The sequence below is a fragment of the Cytobacillus sp. EB106-05-05-XG126 genome (assembly GCF_058791715.1).
In genome coordinates, this window is the sequence record NZ_JBYTDU010000003.1 from 264,218 (window position 1) to 282,955 (window position 18,738).

At 44.3% G+C, this 18,738-nt stretch carries 15 protein-coding genes; all 15 read left to right on the forward strand.

Annotation, left to right across the window (positions count from 1 at the left end):
• Positions 1-348: 348 nt before the first annotated feature.
• The 15 genes from AC3WTL_RS14310 to AC3WTL_RS14380 all read left to right on the forward strand — a co-directional run bounded on the left by AC3WTL_RS14310 (position 349) and on the right by AC3WTL_RS14380 (position 18,727).
• Positions 349-1,959 (forward strand): gamma-glutamyltransferase family protein, encoded by a 1,611-nt coding sequence (locus AC3WTL_RS14310; protein WP_222498896.1) that lies wholly within the window; start codon positions 349-351, stop codon positions 1,957-1,959.
• Positions 1,960-2,096: 137 nt separating this feature from the next.
• Positions 2,097-2,672, forward strand: coding sequence for a chromate transporter (locus tag AC3WTL_RS14315; RefSeq protein ID WP_222499207.1), 576 nt, complete (start codon positions 2,097-2,099; stop codon positions 2,670-2,672).
• A complete protein-coding gene (locus AC3WTL_RS14320; protein ID WP_163144171.1) occupies positions 2,669-3,199 on the forward strand; it encodes a chromate transporter in 531 nt (176 codons plus the stop codon). The genes AC3WTL_RS14315 and AC3WTL_RS14320 overlap by 4 nt, the downstream gene beginning before the upstream one ends.
• Positions 3,200-3,211: 12 nt before the next feature.
• Entirely contained in the window at positions 3,212-4,051 is an 840-nt protein-coding gene (locus AC3WTL_RS14325; protein WP_222498898.1) for a DUF1028 domain-containing protein, read from the forward strand.
• A gap of 336 nt (positions 4,052-4,387) precedes the next feature.
• A complete protein-coding gene (locus AC3WTL_RS14330) occupies positions 4,388-5,443 on the forward strand; it encodes a YecA family protein (protein WP_222498900.1) in 1,056 nt (351 codons plus the stop codon).
• Positions 5,444-5,716: 273 nt separating this feature from the next.
• Positions 5,717-6,709: a nuclease-related domain-containing protein gene (locus AC3WTL_RS14335; RefSeq protein WP_222498902.1), complete on the forward strand. Its 993-nt coding sequence runs from the start codon at positions 5,717-5,719 to the stop codon at positions 6,707-6,709.
• A 195-nt stretch (positions 6,710-6,904) separates the two neighbouring features.
• Positions 6,905-9,415: a preprotein translocase subunit SecA gene (gene secA, locus AC3WTL_RS14340; protein WP_222498904.1), complete on the forward strand. Its 2,511-nt coding sequence runs from the start codon at positions 6,905-6,907 to the stop codon at positions 9,413-9,415.
• Between the two features lie 422 nt (positions 9,416-9,837).
• Positions 9,838-10,951 (forward strand): peptide chain release factor 2 gene (gene prfB, locus AC3WTL_RS14345; protein WP_156185161.1). Its coding sequence is split into 2 segments (ribosomal slippage): positions 9,838-9,909 and positions 9,911-10,951, totalling 1,113 coding nucleotides; the frame shifts between segments, so codons are not numbered across the junction.
• Between the two features lie 462 nt (positions 10,952-11,413).
• Positions 11,414-12,463 (forward strand): TRAP transporter substrate-binding protein, encoded by a 1,050-nt coding sequence (locus AC3WTL_RS14350; RefSeq protein WP_163142107.1) that lies wholly within the window; start codon positions 11,414-11,416, stop codon positions 12,461-12,463.
• A 66-nt stretch (positions 12,464-12,529) separates the two neighbouring features.
• Positions 12,530-13,063, forward strand: a complete 534-nt coding sequence (locus AC3WTL_RS14355; RefSeq protein ID WP_222498908.1) for a TRAP transporter small permease — start codon at positions 12,530-12,532, stop codon at positions 13,061-13,063.
• 22 nt (positions 13,064-13,085) lie between these two features.
• Complete coding sequence (locus AC3WTL_RS14360) at positions 13,086-14,351, forward strand: TRAP transporter large permease (protein WP_492369628.1); 1,266 nt, start codon at positions 13,086-13,088, stop codon at positions 14,349-14,351.
• 153 nt (positions 14,352-14,504) lie between these two features.
• Positions 14,505-15,533 (forward strand): TRAP transporter substrate-binding protein, encoded by a 1,029-nt coding sequence (locus AC3WTL_RS14365; protein WP_248349626.1) that lies wholly within the window; start codon positions 14,505-14,507, stop codon positions 15,531-15,533.
• A gap of 70 nt (positions 15,534-15,603) precedes the next feature.
• The gene (locus tag AC3WTL_RS14370) at positions 15,604-16,155 is read left to right on the forward strand and encodes a TRAP transporter small permease (RefSeq protein ID WP_048009837.1); all 552 of its coding nucleotides are present in this window, start codon (positions 15,604-15,606) and stop codon (positions 16,153-16,155) included.
• A gap of 30 nt (positions 16,156-16,185) precedes the next feature.
• Positions 16,186-17,460, forward strand: coding sequence for a TRAP transporter large permease (locus AC3WTL_RS14375; protein WP_048009836.1), 1,275 nt, complete (start codon positions 16,186-16,188; stop codon positions 17,458-17,460).
• Positions 17,461-17,476: 16 nt separating this feature from the next.
• On the forward strand, positions 17,477-18,727 hold the full coding sequence (locus tag AC3WTL_RS14380) for a nickel pincer cofactor-dependent isomerase, group 22 (RefSeq protein WP_492369629.1): 1,251 nt from the start codon (positions 17,477-17,479) through the stop codon (positions 18,725-18,727).
• The last annotated feature ends 11 nt before the right edge of the window (positions 18,728-18,738 follow it).

The window sequence follows — 18,738 nt, forward strand, 5'->3', positions numbered from 1 at the left end:
TAAAGTCAAACGTTCTGCGGTGCGGGCTCGTATATAAAAAGGGCCTTTACCGCGGTGGTAAAGGCCCATAAATAAAGACCTCTACCATATTGGTAAAGGTCTTGCTAACAATTGTTGAAATTGCCAACAAAGCCGAGAGCAACTGCTCCGTAATGACGACTCTGCTGTAAAAGCTACTCCCCTTTAGGAGAAACTATTCAATTTATAGGTACATCATATTGGATATTTACTATTTTGTCAATATTTCAAAATAGTTTAGTTTTCCGAAATAAATACCAACATAATTTTTAAATAATTTGTTATAATCAGAATTAACTATTTTAACACTTTAATACAGAGGTGAACTCCATGAATTTTGATTTCCAACACCACCCATACCCATCCCAGCGAACAACCGTCATGGCAAACAACGGCATGGTCGCAACGTCTCAGCCGCTGGCGGCACAGGCTGGACTAGATATCATGAAAAAAGGCGGAAATGCCATAGATGCAGCGATCGCTACAGCGGCTGCTCTTACAGTGGTTGAACCGACATCCAACGGAATCGGCGGCGACGCATTTGCCCTCGTCTGGACGAAAGGGGAACTGCATGGCTTGAATGCAAGCGGCCCTGCTCCAAAGTCCATTAGCATAGAAGCTCTAAAGGAAAGAGGCTTTGAAAAAATGCCAACACACGGCTGGATGCCGGTTACGGTGCCTGGTGCTCCATCCGCGTGGGCTGAGCTTTCCAAGCGATTCGGCAGGCTTCCGTTAAAAGAAGTCCTTCAGCCTGCCATTGATTATGCGGAAAAAGGCTATCCTCTAACACCGATCCTCGGCAAGTACTGGCAGTATGCGTATAAAAAGTTCAAACAGATTTTAACGGACGACGAATTCCAGCATTGGTTTGAAACCTTTGCTCCGGATGGACGGGCTCCTGAAATTGGCGAGGTCTGGCGTTCTGAGGGACATGCTGCCACTTTAAGAGCCATTGGCGAAACAGACGGCGAAAGCTTTTACCGTGGGGAGATCGCTGAAAAAATTGATGCTTTTTCACAAAAATACAATGCTTTCTTATCAAAAGAAGACCTTGCAGATTACAAGGCGGAATGGGTGGACCCCATCAAAGTAAACTATCGTGGCTATGATGTTTGGGAAATCCCGCCGAACGGCCAGGGGCTTGTGGCTCTTCTTGGTTTAAACATTGCTAAAGGCTTTGAATTCGGTGATAAAGAAACAGCGGATACCTATCACAAACAAATCGAAGCGATGAAGTTAGCTTTCACAGATGGCAAGGCATTTATTACAGATCCGGCTGAAATGAAAGTGACAGTTGAAGAATTGCTTTCAGAGGAGTACGGTGAATCCCGCCGCAGTGAGGTTAGCGAGGAAGCCATAACACCTGAGCCATATCAGCCGCCGCGCGGAGGTACTGTGTATCTGGCGACTGCAGACAGCGAAGGCAATATGGTTTCCTTCATCCAAAGCAACTATATGGGCTTTGGCTCAGGGCTTGTCGTTCCGGGAACGGGAATTGCCCTTCAGAATCGTGGGCATGACTTCTCACTTGATCCGGAGCACCATAATGCACTGAAGCCAGGGAAGAAAACGTACCACACGATTATCCCTGGATTCCTGACAAAAGACGGCGAAGCGGTTGGGCCGTTCGGTGTGATGGGAGGCTATATGCAACCGCAGGGGCATATGCAGGTGGTCATGAATACAGTGGATTTCCACTTGAACCCGCAGGCTGCCCTTGATGCGCCAAGATGGCAGTGGATTGAAGGGAAAAAGGTCCAGGTGGAGCCGCACTTCCCTAATCATATTGCCCAGGCTTTAGTGCGCAAAGGCCACCAAATCGAGGTAACCGTTGATACCGGCGGATTCGGGCGCGGCCAGATTATCTGGCGTGACCCGAAAACAGGTGTGCTTATGGGCGGAACCGAAGCGCGAACAGACGGATCAATCGCCGCCTGGTAATAAAAAGTGAGGAAGCAGCACGCATATAAGAGGAAAATAACCATATAAAAGATACTGGGGAGCGGAAAAAATGGCCGCTCCTTCATCTGCTTTTTCCAAAGTGGAGTACGTTCAAATTGAAAAGAGGTGATGGCATCATGAAGCAGGCTGACATCTTTATGGCTTTTTTCCGCGTTGGCATTCTGGGATATGGCGGCGGCCCGTCGTCGATTCCGCTTGTCCATAAAGAAGTTGTTGATAAATATAAATGGATGGATACGGATGAATTCGGCGATGTGCTGGCGCTGGGCAACGCACTTCCCGGTCCGATTGCCACAAAAATGGCCGGTTATATCGGCTATCGTGTTGGCGGCATTCTGGGCATGGTCACTGCACTTACAGCAACTATGGTACCAACAATTGTCCTTATGATTATTCTTCTTACCGCATTAAATACATTCAAAGACCAGCCATGGGTAGCTGGCATGACAAAGGCAGTCGTTCCAGTTGTGGCTGTGATGCTGGCAACACTCACTTGGGACTTTGTTAAAAAGTCCTCGAAATCATCTCTGGGCTGGGGCTGGACGCTCCTTTTTGTGGCCGTAAGCTTAGTTCTTCTTGAATTCGTTAATATTCATCCTGCGATTATCATTTTTGTTTTACTGACAGGGGCTCTCCTGAAAAAAGATAAAGCGGATAAAAATGAGGCAAAAAAGGAGAGGAATCTCGCATGATTTACGTTCAGATCTTCTTGGCATTCTTCATTCCGGGGATTCTTGGATACGGCGGGGGACCGGCATCCATTCCGCTGGTTGAGAATGAAGTGGTTGACCATTATGGCTGGCTCACAACAAATGAATTCAGTGAAATGCTGGCAATGGGCAATGCTCTGCCGGGACCGATTGCAACGAAAATGGCCGGCTATATTGGTTATGAACAGGGAGGAATCCTTGGAGCCATCGTGGGAGTCTTCGCCACTGTAGCTCCATCGCTGATTCTGATGATTGCCTTGCTCGGACTTCTTATGAAGTATAAGGAATCGCCGCGCGTCAAGCGCATGACTACTTATATCCGGCCGGTTATCGCGGTCCTGCTTGGCATTATGACGTATGACTTCTTTTTCTCAGCATACGAAGGTGCCGGCATCTGGCAGACCCTTTTCATCGGGCTGGTTAGCTTCTTTTTAATGGAAAGGCTTAAAGTCCATCCGGCTTATGTTATCGCTGGAGCGCTTGTATACGGAGGACTTGTTTTAGGATAGAGGAGGGTTTATATGACATTTTCCATAATTGGATATGATCCGAAAGAAAAAGAATGGGGAATCGCGGTTCAATCGAAATTTCTCGGGGTTGGTGCAGTAGTGCCCTTTGCAAAAGTGGGTATTGGAGCTGTTGCGACTCAGTCATACGCCAATACTTCATATGGACCGCGTGCATTGCAATTGATGGAAGAGGGGAAAACGGCCGAGGAAGCCCTTGAAATCATTACTAAAGATGATCCCGAAAAAGAGCTCCGCCAGGTCGGACTGCTGGATAGCATGGGAAACCCGGCAACGTTCACAGGGGAAGGCTGCTATGATTGGGCTGGAGGGATGACCGGACATCACTTTGCCGCGCAGGGGAATATCCTTGTGGATGAAAAAACGGTTGAGGTAATGGGCCAAACGTTTATCTCAACAGACGGCACTCTGGCTGAGCGCCTGCTTGCCGCCTTGAATGCAGGCCAGGCAGCTGGCGGTGACAGCCGGGGCCAGCAATCCGCAGCCCTTCTTGTAGTGAAAGAAGCTGGCGGATACGGAGGATTTAACGACCGCTACATCGACTTGCGGGTTGATGACCATCCGGAGCCGATTACCGAGCTGATTCGGATTTATCATCTGCAGCAGCTCTATTTTGCACCGTCAAAGAACGAAAGGGTTGCGGCCATTGAAGGTGAGGTAAAAGAGGAGCTTGTTCGGGAATTAACTCGGCTCGATTATTTAAAGGCTGGTCAGGATGATGAACAGCTATTGAAAGCATTAACTGCTTTTATTCATACTGAAAACTTCGAAGCCCGCGAGCAGGAAGCGGGAAAGATTGATTTGGATGTTTTGGCTTTTATGAAAAAGAAGTGAAAAATGGAAAAGCGGAGAGTGATGCTCTTCGTTTTTTTTGTTTTTACTATCGGCCTGCTGCTGGAAAGCTTTTAGGACGCGTACTGACCGATATATTGGGAAACCGACCGATAAAAAGAAAAATGTGACCGATATTTCTGGAAAGTGACCGATAAAATAAAAAACTGACCGATTAGACTGATGAAGTGACCGAAATCAGCTAATTCCAACTAATAAAGTGCACATAATAAGCTTCCTTAACCTGCCATATGTTAAAATCCTCTTGATTAATGCCTAAACGGCTGATAAATGTTAGGATAGTATAGTTAAACGAATTTGGTAGGAGAGATTTAGAAGATGTCAACAGTAAAAGTAAGCAGAAACGAACCGTGCCCATGCGGGAGCGGAAAAAAATATAAAAAATGCTGCGGCAGCAGGGATGCTGTTTCGATAAAGGATGTATTGAATCACGAAGTTATTGAGCTTCAAAAGGAAGCAAGGGTCTTTGCACTTACTCACTTTGCGGAAGACATGAAAGAGGATTTCAAAGATCTTTTGGAAATACTTGAAGACATTGAACCGCAGGAAAAAGAGTTCTATGAATTTGTGCACTCTTTCTGGTATGTTCTTTTTGGCACGCTGGACGATGTGGAGTCCGTAATGGATGAGTTCATCCATTCTAAGCTGCCAGCCGTCACGCGCCCCCGCTTAAAAAACATTTTGAAGTCTTGGGAGAACAGCAAAGCTGCAGCTGGAAAATTAATTGAAGTGACTGAAGACAGAGCAGTTATCGAGGATTGTCTGACCGGAAAGGTTTACAATGTCTCCCTATTTGGTGATATGGAAGTCAGTGAAGGGAACTTTGCCTTTGCCATGCTGCTTCCTTATGGAGAAGAGTATGTGGCATTTCCTGCTATATTTGACCTGCCGGGAGATAATGCTGCGCAGTTTGCAGATTACATCCAATACTCCTTCGAAGAATCTGAATATGAGAATCCTCAAGAATACATGGCTGAATTCCTCATTGACCTTATGAATGACACGCCAAAATCATTAGCGGGACCAAATATGGACAATTTCGACTGGCCTACCAAGGGTGCAGAGCAGGTTGCCGACATGTTCCGGGACGATATGATAAAAGCCGATGAAGAGCCATGGCTGATCGGCATGGGAATTTCACTTTGGATGGAGTACCTCGGGAAAACCGGCAAACAGGTTAAAAAGCCTGATAACTATGTTGCCGGCCTCCGATACCTTGTAAGCACAATAGCTCCTGTAAAGGAAAATCTCACTCAGAAAGAATTCGGAGAGTTATACGGCATCAATGCCAACCGGGTTTCCACTTATTATGGCGAGATTTACGACGCAGTCGAGAAAACTATTGTTGAACTGATTGAATCGTCGAATTCATAAAATGGAGAGCATCGCTGCTCTCTGTTTTTATTTTTACGGGAATGCTGATGTTTCGCGAACTGACCGATATATTGAAAAGCTGACCGATAACTGGGAAATCTGACCGATAAATCTAGAAAGAAGCCGATAAATATTAAATCTGACCGATATACCTGGCCAACAGACCGATATCCCATTTAGACATCGAAAATGATGCAAAAATGAGGCCAAACAGCAGGGAAATCTGATGCCTTACACGAATTGTATTGTCATAACCAAAAAGGAGTGCTGCTTTTGATTGAAAAAGACCGATTTATCCCTGTCCGTATCCAAAAAAATCACGCATTGCTGAAAAGAATTTCAAAAAATCACCCAAAGAGGTTAATGATCGAATCAGATCAAACGAAGAGATTAGCAGGTTATAAAGGTGAGCAAGCCGTTGACTTTCACTTAAGCAAACTGCCGGAAAAAGAGTATGTAATCCTCCATGATCTGCGCCTCTCAAACGGGAAACATTTCTTTCAGATTGACACGCTAATCTTAAGCCATTCATTTGCTTTAATTTTAGAAGTGAAAAACTACGGCGGAACTTTATATTTTGATCCTGATTTCAACCAGTTAATCCAAACAAATAGCAAAGGTGAAGTCAAAGGCTATCCAAATCCGGTAGAGCAAGCCAGAGTACAATGCTCTGAAATGAAAAAATGGCTATTAAAACGCAATATCAATATCCCGATTGAGTTTTTCATCATCATCAGCAAACCCTCTACCATTCTTAAAACCGCTCCAGGCCACGCGGAAATGCTCCAAAGAGTTCTTCATGTTCAATTCCTTCTGAAAACTATTGAAAAAATAAAGGCTGCCTATAAAAAGGAAGTCTTAACTCCAAAAGATATAAAGAAAATCTCCCGCTCTCTTCTAAAAGAACACACCCCAAAAAATTTTGATATCCTAAAGCATTATGAAATCTCAAGATCTGATATACAAACAGGAGTTATCTGCAGGGTTTGCTCTTCATATCCAATGAAACGCCATTATGGAACATGGTTTTGCACCAAATGCCAATCCAAAGACATGAATGCTCACGTTTTAGCTATTAAGGACTTATTCCTCCTAAACAATGATTCTCCATTGAAAAATAGACAAATCTGCAGTTTTCTTCACATTTCTTCAGGAGATATAGCAAAAAAACTTCTCTCATCCAGTAAACTGCCATGTTCCGGTTCAAAAAAAGGAAGAGTATATTTACCGAAACCAGAATATCAGCAAATTAAAGATCTGGAATAACCCCGCATGCGGCATAAGTTGTCACCCCCCTCTCAAAGTGGTAATATTAATAAGAAATAATGTGAATTTTCATGGGAGGATTCTGCCGGGAAATAGCGAATCTATTACTACCTGTGCAATGATATTAACTATGAAATCAGATATGTCCAGCCCTGGATAAAGAGCTGTCATATCCAACATAAAGGAGCGTTTTTAATGCTTGGGATTTTAAATAAAGTGTTTGATCAAAATAAACGCGAAATAAAACGCCTCACCAAAATGGCAGAAGAAATCGATGCCCTTGCATCTGATATGGAAAAATTATCGGACGAGCAGCTGCGCGAGAAAACGGAAGAATTCAAAGCCCGCTATCAAAAGGGCGAAAAAGTTGATGATCTGCTGACTGAAGCATTTGCGGTTGTCCGTGAAGCAGCGAAGCGCGTTCTTGGCTTATATCCATATCCGGTTCAGTTAATGGGGGGGATTTCCCTTCATGACGGAAACATTTCCGAGATGAAAACGGGTGAAGGTAAAACTCTGACTGCAACTATGCCGGTTTACCTTAATGCCTTAACAGGAAAAGGCGTGCACGTAGTAACGGTCAACGAATACCTCGCAAGCCGTGACGCCACTGAAATGGGTCAGCTCTACGAATTCCTTGGCCTGACTGTTGGTCTTAATTTAAACGGACTTTCCAAAGAAGAAAAACAGGCTGCCTATGCGGCTGACATCACATACAGCACTAACAATGAGCTTGGGTTTGATTACCTTCGCGATAACATGGTTCTTTACAAAGAGCAGAAGGTCCAGCGTCCTCTTCACTATGCTGTAATCGATGAGGTTGACTCCATTCTTATTGACGAAGCGCGTACACCACTGATCATATCCGGCTCAGCCCAAAAGTCTACACAGCTTTATATTCAGGCCAATGCGTTTGTCAGCCGCCTGAAAAAAGACGAAGATTACACCTATGATGAAAAAACAAAAGGCGTGCAGCTGACTGAAGAAGGGATGACAAAAGCAGAGAAGGCTTTTGGAATCGATAACCTTTTCGACATTTCGCATGTTGCACTTAACCACCATATTACACAGGCACTAAAGGCACATTCCAGCATGCACCTGGATGTCGATTATGTCGTTCAGGATGATGAAATTGTCATCGTTGACCAATTTACCGGCCGTCTGATGAAGGGCCGCCGATACAGCGATGGGCTTCACCAGGCGATCGAAGCGAAGGAAGGCCTGGAAATCCAGAACGAAAGCATGACCCTTGCAACTATTACATTCCAGAACTATTTCCGTATGTACGAAAAGCTTGCCGGTATGACTGGTACGGCGAAAACGGAAGAAGAGGAATTCCGAAATATCTACAATATGAACGTTGTGGTGATTCCGACAAACCGTCCGATCGCCCGTGATGACAGAGCAGATTTGATTTATGCTACAATGGATGGCAAATTCCGTGCTGTCGTAGAAGATATTGCCGAGCGTCATAAAAAAGGACAGCCTGTGCTCGTCGGTACAGTGGCGATCGAAACATCTGAAATCATCTCTAAATACCTGAGCAAAAAAGGTGTTCCGCATAACGTCCTAAATGCGAAGAACCATGGCCGTGAAGCGGAAATCATCCTGGATGCCGGTAAGCAGGGTGCTGTAACAATTGCCACAAACATGGCAGGACGCGGTACGGATATCAAGCTCGGCGAAGGTGTAAAGGAACTTGGCGGTCTTTGCGTTATTGGTACAGAGCGACATGAAAGCAGACGTATCGATAACCAGCTCCGCGGACGTTCCGGACGTCAGGGAGACCCGGGTGTCACGCAATTCTACCTTTCCATGGAAGATGAATTGATGCGCCGTTTCGGTTCTGACAATATGAAATCGATGATGGAACGCCTTGGAATGGATGACACTCAGCCAATCCAGAGTAAAATGGTTTCAAGAGCTGTTGAATCTGCGCAAAAACGCGTTGAGGGCAACAACTTCGATGCACGTAAGCAGCTTCTTTCTTACGATGATGTTCTTCGTCAGCAGCGTGAGATTCTTTATGGTCAGCGAAACGAAGTTCTTGAGTCTGAGAACTTGAGAGAGATTGTTGAAAAGATGATCATGACCAGCATTCAGCGCAATGTAGAAGGATATGCACCTGGACATGAAGATGAAGAAAACTGGAACCTGCAGGGTATCATTGACTATGTAAATGGCAACCTTCTTAATGAAGGTGACCTTACTGTAAATGACATCCGCGGCAAGGATACGGAGGAAATTGCCGAAACCATCTTTGCCAAGGTTAAAGAACGCTATAATGAAAAAGAAGAAATGCTTAGTCCTGAACAAATGCGTGAATTTGAAAAAGTTATCGTGCTTCGTGCCGTTGACTCCAAGTGGATGGATCACATCGACGCAATGGATCAGCTTCGCCAGGGAATCCATCTGCGTGCGTATGGCCAGACAGATCCGCTCCGTGAGTACCAGGGAGAAGGCTTTGCCATGTTTGAAAACATGATTGCATCCATTGAAGAGGATGTAGCCAAGTACATCATGAAAGCTGAAATCCGCAACAACCTCGAGCGCCAGGAAGTGGCCAAAGGCCAGGCCGTCAACCCGAAAGAAGACGGTGAAAAGGTTAAGAAAAAACCTGTCGTCAAGCAGATGGACGTTGGACGCAACGACCAATGCATCTGCGGCAGCGGCAAGAAATATAAAAACTGCTGTGGTGCAGAATAGAAAAGCGGAAGCGCCTTGCCCACCCCCGACAAGCACAAGACGAGCCTCCCGGAAAGGCGTTCTTTGCCTTTTTGGGAGGATTGGCTTGTGACCTCGAGGGGGTAGGCGCTGGAGCTAGACAGTTATCGACGTTAAAAATTTATTTCTCATTTGAATTAAACATCCGAGCCGGCAACAGCTTTGCCGGCTTCTCCTTTTTGACAAAGCTGTTTCTGTAGAGCTATTCTTTTTAAGCAGGAAACTAGATTTAATATACTGAGTTGATTGGAGCGGAGGGCACTTGACTCCTGCGGGAGGAGAGGGAGCGGGAGACCCCACAGGCGAAGCCGAGGAGGCTCCCGTTCCTCCCCGCGGAAAGCAAGTGCTCGCAGCGGAAATCAACGGGCAACATATAGGTAAAAATAATTTTCGAGGTGACCAAAATGGAATTAGCAGATATTCGAAATGAACTTGAAAAAACAGCTAAGATTTTAGCGGACTTTAGGGGGTCTCTTTGACTTAGAAAACAAAGAGGCACGTATCGCTGAGCTAGACGATGTCATGCTGCAGCCTGGATTCTGGGATGACCAGCAGGCGGCACAGGTTGTGATCAGCGAATCAAACTCACTGAAAGACCAGGTAGTTGAATTCCACGATTTATACGAAGTGTTTGAGAATCTGGAATTAACTTATGAGCTCGTAAAAGAAGAGAGCGACGCAGAATTGCAAGCCGATCTTGAGGAAGAGCTTAAGGATTTGGTAAAGCGCCTGAACGATTTTGAGCTTCAGCTTCTTTTAAGCGAAGAATATGATAAAAACAATGCTATTCTTGAACTGCATCCAGGTGCAGGCGGAACCGAGTCACAGGACTGGGGCAGCATGCTGCTTCGCATGTACACACGCTGGGCTGAGAAGAAAGGCTTCAAGGTGGAAACCCTGGATTACCTGCCGGGAGATGAAGCGGGGATCAAGAGTGTTACGCTTAGCATCAAGGGACATAATGCTTATGGCTACTTGAAGGCGGAAAAAGGGGTGCACCGCCTTGTCAGGATTTCTCCATTTGATTCATCAGGCCGCCGCCATACTTCATTCGTTTCCTGTGAAGTGATGCCGGAATTCAATGATGAAATTGAAATCGATATTCGTACCGAAGACCTCAAAATTGACACATACCGTGCAAGCGGCGCCGGCGGACAGCATATCAACACAACTGATTCTGCTGTCCGTATCACCCACTTGCCGACAAATGTCGTGGTAACCTGCCAGACTGAGCGTTCCCAGATCAAAAACCGTGAACGTGCCATGAAGATGCTCCAAGCAAAGCTTTATCAAAAGAAAATCGAGGAGCAGGAAGCAGAATTGGCTGAAATCCGCGGTGAGCAAAAAGACATCGGCTGGGGAAGCCAAATACGTTCCTATGTTTTCCACCCATATTCCATGGTGAAAGACCACCGCACCAACACGGAAGTTGGTAACGTCCAGGGAGTTATGGACGGAGATTTGGATATGTTTATTAACGCATACTTGCGGTCAAAATTGATTTTGCCTCAGGATTAATATTTGGAGATAAGAAGCCAATGCCGGCAGAGAGACCGGTATTGGCTTTTTTGTGCAGACTCTACATTCTGCCTCCCCGATCTCCATCCAGATAAAAAATGCAGAAAAATTTTTACTGAAAATGTTTTGTCAGCATATCATTAAATCCTTTTCCCCTTTAATACTTCGTAGCAACATATACTCCAATCATTTTTTTGAAATAGTTTTAATTTCTCATCCATTTTAGAATATAAAAAATAGTTTGACAAATAAAATAAGCTGACGTTAAAATACAAATATGTTCACGAATACAGAACTGAGTTTTATAATGTAAAACAAAATGAATTGAAGGAGTGATAAACTTAAAAATATTTAATGGTTTTTTGAAAGCGTTTTTATAAATTAAAAAAGTTTTGTGAGCTTCCAATGATAGCGCATACATAGAGTCACTATCATTTTTAAAAATATTGAGGGGGAAGATTGATGAAGAAGTTGTCTATATTATTTTTGAGTATTTTAATGTTCAGTACGATGGTATTGGCAGCATGCGGAGGAAATTCAAACTCGACCGGCGCTTCTGAAAAAGGGTCCGATGGTGCCAGCGGAGAAGGGGGCAAGCGGACAATCAAAGTTAGTATTGGGGTCAATGACAAGCATCCTGAATATGAAGCATCCTTGAAATTTAAAGAGCTTGTTGAAGCAGAGTCCGATGACTTAACAGTGGAAGTCTATCATTCCGGCCAGATTGCCGATGACCGTTCAGCAATTGAAATGCTTCAGTTCGGTACGCTAGATGTGACCATTCCATCTACTTCACCGCTTGTAAACTTTATACCGGCGTATGGAGTTTTCGATCTTCCGTTCACGGTTCCAAATGAAGAAGTGGCAGATAAGGTATTGGATGGCCCTTTTGGAGATAAGATGCTTGAAATGGTTGACCAGCAGGGATTAGTTGGTTTGGCCTGGTGGGAAAATGGTTTCCGTAACTTAACAAACGATGTAAAACCAGTTGCAGGTATGGAAGATGTTAAAGGATTGAAAATCCGTACCATGGAAAATGAAATCCACTTAGATGCCTGGAAAGCCCTTGGTGCTAACCCAACTCCAATGGCATTCACTGAATTATTCACAGCTATGCAGCAGGGTACGATCGATGGACAGGAAAACCCATATCCAACAATATTGTTAAGTAAGTATCCTGAAGTTCAGAAGCATATCTCGAATACAAATCATGTGTACACACCTTTTATTTTCTTATTCAGCAAAAAGATTTGGGAAGAGCTTTCTGCAGAACAACAGGATATCATCTCGAAGGCAGCAGTAGAAGCAGGTAAGTTTAACCGTGAGCGTACACGTGAAGTAGCGGACGAATCACTCGAAACGTTAAAGAAAGAAATGACTTTTACAGAAATCGAAGAGGGAGAATTTGAAAAGTTCCAGGAAGCTGTGAAGCCGGTTATTGACAAATACAAAGATAAAATCGGCGCCGAAATTGTAGATGAGTTCCTTGCTGAGGTTGATAAGGCAAAATAAATTTGAAACGAGCAGCCGGTTGTCGCCCGATGGCCGGCCGCTTTTTGAAGAAGAGAGGCGATCAGTTTGCTAAAAGTACTAAGATGGCTGGACGAAAACTTTGAAAAATACATACTATTCGTTTTATCGTCGATCATGGTTTCCGTTATTTTTGTACAGGTGTTTATGCGCTATGTGATGTCAAATTCCCTGTCATGGTCTGAAGAGCTTGCGCGGTACTGCTTCATCTGGCTTATCTATATCGGGATCAGCTACGCTGTCAAGCATCATCGCCATATCAAAGTGGATGCCGCACTCATTCTTTTTAAAGATAAAACGAAAATTTATTTTTCACTCATCTCTAATATCCTCTTTTTAGTATTCTGCGTATATGTAGTGTTCTATGGCTACGGTATTGCATCCCAGCTCTTGATGTTTGGCCAGACAACACCTGCACTTCAAATTCCGACAGGCGTTGTATATCTGGCTCCACCGGTTGGCATGGGACTTGCGGGCATCCGATTGATTCAAAATATCATAGGCAATATTATATCGATTAAAAACTTTGATAAAACTCATGAACTGCCTAAAGATGCTGAACAAAATATAAATGTGATCTAGACTTTAAGGGGGTAGGTTCTGAATGGCAGGGGTATTATTTGGTTCATTTGCCGCATTTCTATTTTTAACTGTTCCAATAGGAATCGCAATCGGGTTAGCCGTATTATTCACCATTTTATATACCGGCAGTATGCCAGTTGAATTCCTGATGAAAGAATTAACCAACTCAGTTGACTCTTTCCCGCTGCTGGCTGTTCCATACTTTATTATCGCCGGCGAAATCATGGGGAAGGGCGGAATATCCAAGCGCCTGTTCAATGTAGCTGATTCAATGGTCGGCAATAAAACGGGCGGGATTGCAATGGCAACTATCATCACTTGCATGTTTTTTGCAGCTATATCCGGTTCCGGTCCGGCAACCGTTGCAGCGATCGGCGGAATTATGATACCGGCCATGGTTCAGAAAGGGTATGATAAACGTTTTGCGACTGCAGTTGTAGCAGCAGCGGGGTCAATTGGCGTCATTATTCCTCCGAGTATTCCAATGGTTATTTACGGTGTTTCCGGCAGTGTTTCAATAGGAGATATGTTTATTGCCGGAATCATTCCTGGGATATTAGTGGGAATTGGGTTAATGGTTTATTCTTATATCCATTCTAAAAAAATGGGCTATACGGGATCAAATCAAGATACAACCTTAAAAGGCATCCTAACAGCTCTTTGGCAAGCTAAATGGGCTCTTATGATTCCGGTTGTTATTTTAGGGGGCATATATGGCGGTATCTTCACACCAACAGAAGCAGCGGTTGTTGCTGTTGTTTTCGGCTTAATCGTCAGTGTGTTCGTATATAAAGAATTGAAGCTAAAAGATTTGCCGCAGATATTTGTTGATTCTGCCTTAACGACTGCATCAGTATTGGTTATTGTCGGAGCCGCTACGGCATTTGGCAGGTTATTGACTCTTGAACAAATACCAAATCAAATTGCTGAAGCCATGATTTCCATTTCGAGCGAGCCGCTTATTATCATGATGCTCATTACCTTATTACTCTTAATTGTAGGGTGTTTTATGGACACGATTGCAGCAATTATCATTTTAACGCCAATCCTCCTGCCGGTTGCCCTGCAAATTGGGTACGATCCGATTCATTTCGGGATTATTATGATCGTAAACCTGGCAATTGGGTTCATAACACCGCCGCTAGGCGTAAACTTGTTTGTAGGTGCAGGGATTTCAGGGCTGTCACTGGAACAGTTATCTAAGGCAATTGTGCCATTTTTCTTTGCGATGGTATTCACACTGCTGATCATTATTGTCATTCCGCAGATTTCACTTCTGTTCTTATAAACGGAAAAATCAGTGCTCTGCGGATATTAAACAGCAATTTTTATAAAGAGAATCGCTGTTTCCTTTTTGTGTATATTACAAAACCTGGTTTTATATTATAGAACAATGAACAGCTTTAGATATTTGCAGCAAAAAAACGAAGGGGAGATAAAGATGAAAAACAAGAAGTTATTTGGATTGGCAGCCACCGCACTTGCAAGCTTCCTAATCCTCACCGGCTGCGGCGGGGAGGAAGCAGGAGGCGGAGATGGAGGGGGAAAGAAAAAGGTAATCAAGGTAGCCCATTACTTTGCTGAGGACCATCCCCAAAACGTGGCATTGAAAGAAAAGTTTAAAACAATAGTAGAAGAAGAAACTAACGGCGAGCTGGAAGTTCAGCTTTACCCGAACAGTACATTGGGTGCCGAGAAAGAATTCTATGATGGTGTCCGCAACGGGACAATCGAAATGGGAATTCCCGGTTTGATCATGCAGGCTGACATTCCGAAAATGGCCGCCCCGGAATGGCCATTCTTATTTAAAGATTTTGACCATGCAAAAAAGGTATTGAATGGGCCGATTGGCGATGAATTGACAGAAGACCTTGAATCTGAACATGGTGTAAAGCCCCTTGCCTGGAGTGCAAATGGATTTAGGATGATTTCCTCAAACAAAACGATTGATAGCTTAGAAGATCTTGATGGACTCCGCCTGAGAATGCCGAATATACCAAACTATATTGAGCTGGGAAAATTACTTGGCGCTAATGTGACTCCTCTTCCAATCTCTGAAGTATTCACAGCGATGGAGCAAAAAGTAGTTGATGGCCAGGACAACCCAATTGCTACAGTTAGGGCATCAGGCTGGTATGAGGTGCAAAGCGATATTTTGGAATCAAAGCATATGTTCAGCCCTAACTTATATATTATCAACAGTAATTTTTGGAACGGTTTGACGGAAGAGCAGCAGAAAATTATCGAAAAGGCTTCAAAAGAAGCTGCAGATTATGAATTTGACCTCCTTGAGAAGAGCTATGAAGAAGATAAGAAATTCCTCGAAGACAATGGCTTAAAGTTTACAGCTCCTTCAGAAGAGTTTTCAGCTGAGATGGAAGAAGCAGCACAGCCTTTGTATGAAGACATTTACAGTGAATTTGATTGGGCGAAGGATTTAGCTGATCGCATCCGTGCGGAAGCAGAGTAGAAGGAAAAAGAAGCCTGGGGGATATAACCCTGTTATTCCTCCGAGCTTAAATTGCAGGGAGGAGAAAGCTGTGTTTAGCAAAATTAACTCTTTTTCTACAAAACTATTAAACATTGCGATTGCCTTTTCACTGGCAGCCATGTCCCTCTCCGTCTTTGGAAATGTTGTTTTGAGATATGTATTCAATTCAGGTCTTACCTGGTCTGAAGAAATGTCCCGCTACTTTTTTGTCTGGATGGTCTTCCTGGGGGCCATTGCTGCATTGAAGGATAAAATGCACCTTGGCGTGGACATCGTTGTCAATGCCTTGCCAAAGGGACTTCAAAAAGTTGCCTTTCTGATCAGTAATGCAATAGTCCTTTACCTGCTATGGCTGATCTTGGAGGGAAGCTGGAAAATGACTCTTCTCAATATGAACAGTACCGGTCCGGCCACAGGCATGCCCCTTTCCTTTTTATATGGGATAGGTGTTCTGTCCAGCATTTGGATGATGATTATCATAATAGCAAGCCTCTTTAAGGCTATCCGGGGAAAATCTGATAACCTGACGATCGTTCAATCCTCTGACGATGTCTTAGCAGAAGTTAACACTGACCAGGAAGAGAAAATCATTGCAAAATAACAGCGTAGGGAAAGGAGGGGAATATTCGCCATGATTGGAGTATTTTTAGGGTCGCTGTTTGGGTCACTGACATTAGGGGTGCCAATTGCATTTGCCCTGCTTGCCAGCGCGGTTATGCTGATGTTTGCCATGGGGACGTTTGATAGCCAGATCGTTGCCCAGAACCTGATCAATGGAGCTAACAACTTCTCATTAATGGCTATCCCGTTTTTTGTTTTAGCTGGAGAACTGATGAATGCAGGAGGAATCTCCAAGCGCATCGTAGACTTTTCCATGGCGCTGGTAGGGCACATTCGTGGCGGCCTTGGTTTTGTAGCCATTATTGCCAGTATTCTTTTTGCAGGATTATCGGGTTCCGCTGTTGCAGATACAGCAGCACTTGGGGCAATTTTAATTCCCATGATGATTGCCAAAGGTTATAACGTAAACACCTCAACAGGCATCATTTGTGCATCAGGTATTATAGCTCCTGTTATACCGCCAAGCATTCCCATGATTTTATTTGGGGTAACCGCGGGTGTATCCATTACAGATTTATTCATGGGCGGCATCATTCCCGGAATAATGATGGGAGTAGGGCTCATGATTGGCTGGTTCTTCATGTCAAGGAAGGATACAAGTGAACTTCCGCCAAGAAAATCAGCAAAAGAAATCTGGAAGGCGATACAGGATGCCAGTTTTGCGCTAATGCTTCCGGTTATTATTATTGGCGGTCTGCGGGGCGGCGTTTTTACCCCAACTGAAGCTGCCGTTGTAGCTGCATTTTATGCCTTGTTTGTTGGCTTATTCATTTACCGTGAGCTGAAGCTGGAAGAGCTGTATCAGGTTTTAATTGCTTCAGCAAAAACAACGAGTGTTGTGATGTTTGTGGCCGCTGCTGCCATGGTCTCAGCCTGGCTTATTACGGTCGCAAATGTTCCTGCAGAGATTGCAGGCTACATGGGATCATTAGTTGAAAGTCCTCTGATCTTAATGATGGTCATAATGATTTTCCTGCTGCTGATTGGCCTTGTGATGGATCTGACACCGGCTATTCTTATTTTCACACCAGTGCTGCTGCCGCTTGTTAAGATGGCCGGAATTGATCCAGTCTACTTCGGAATTGTCATGGTTATCAATCTATGTATCGGATTGATTACACCTCCGGTGGGCACTGTTTTATATGTTGGCTGCGGAATCAGCAAAATCAGCCTGGTTGAGTTGACGAAAGGAATTTGGCCATTCCTGGTTGTTCATGTGATTGTGCTTCTACTATTGATCCTGTTCCCAGAAATTATTACAGTGCCGCTTGCATGGCTGAATTAATGAAGGAGAAAAGGTAATGGACATTATTAAAGAAATCTTAAAGGATATTCCTATTCCCAGAATGGTAAAAGTAAGACAGAATTTCCACGCACCCCAGCTGGAAGATGTGGCGGCTGCGGTACGGAAAACCCTGAATGAAACCAATGTGATGGCGAAAATAAATGAAGGCGATTCCGTTGCTGTTGCAGTCGGAAGCAGAGGTCTGGCTGATCTGCCTGTTCTTGTGCGTGAAACCGTCAGGGAAATTAAACGCGCAGGAGGACACCCGTTTATTGTACCGGCAATGGGGAGCCATGGAGGTGCTACAGCTGAAGGACAGACCGATGTGCTTCACCAATTGGGCGTTACGGAGGGGGCTGTAGAGGCACCAATTAAATCTTCTATGGAAGTTGTCAAAATTGGCGAACTGCCAAATGGGCTTCCGGTCTACATTGACCGAAATGCCTATGAAGCTGACAAAATTGTTGTCATTAACCGGGTTAAGCCGCATACAGCATTCCGCGGACCGGTTGAAAGCGGCCTTATGAAAATGATTACCATCGGGCTTGGAAAACAAAAAGGAGCGGAAGCCGCTCATGCCTTCAGTTTTAAATATATGGCAGAGCATGTGCCGGAAATGGCGAAAATTTCTTTGTCAAAGGCGCCAATCATTTTCGGCCTGGCATCACTTGAGAATGCTTATGACAAGATTGCAAAAGTTATTGCTGTACCGGCGGAAGACCTGGAAACAGCCGAGCCGGAGCTGTTAATGGAAGCAAAGTCCCTTATGCCCAAAATCCATTTTGATGAGTTTGATGTGCTTATTGTCGATGAGCTTGGAAAGGATATTTCAGGGGATGGGATGGATCCCAATATTACAGGGAATTTCGCTACCCCATATGCAGCAGGCGGACCGGATATAAAAAGAACAGTTGTCCTGGGTCTGACCGAAAAAACGCATGGAAACGCAAATGGCATTGGTATGGCAGATATGACAACCAAAGCGGCAGTGGATGAAATTATATGGGAAAAAGGCTATGCAAATGCTCTGACCAGCACCGTGATCGAAGTCATTAAGCTTCCAATGGTGCTCGAAACAAAAGAGCTTGCTGTCAAGGCTGCAATTAAAACCTGCAATGCCTTTGACTTAAACAAGGTAAAAGCTGTTCGAATCAAGAATACATTAGACATCGGTGAAATCTGGATCTCAGAGAGTTTGATTGAGGAAGCCAAACAAAACAGCAATTTAGAAATTATTTCCGATCTCCAGGAATTGGTGCTCGATTAATATCCGAAGAT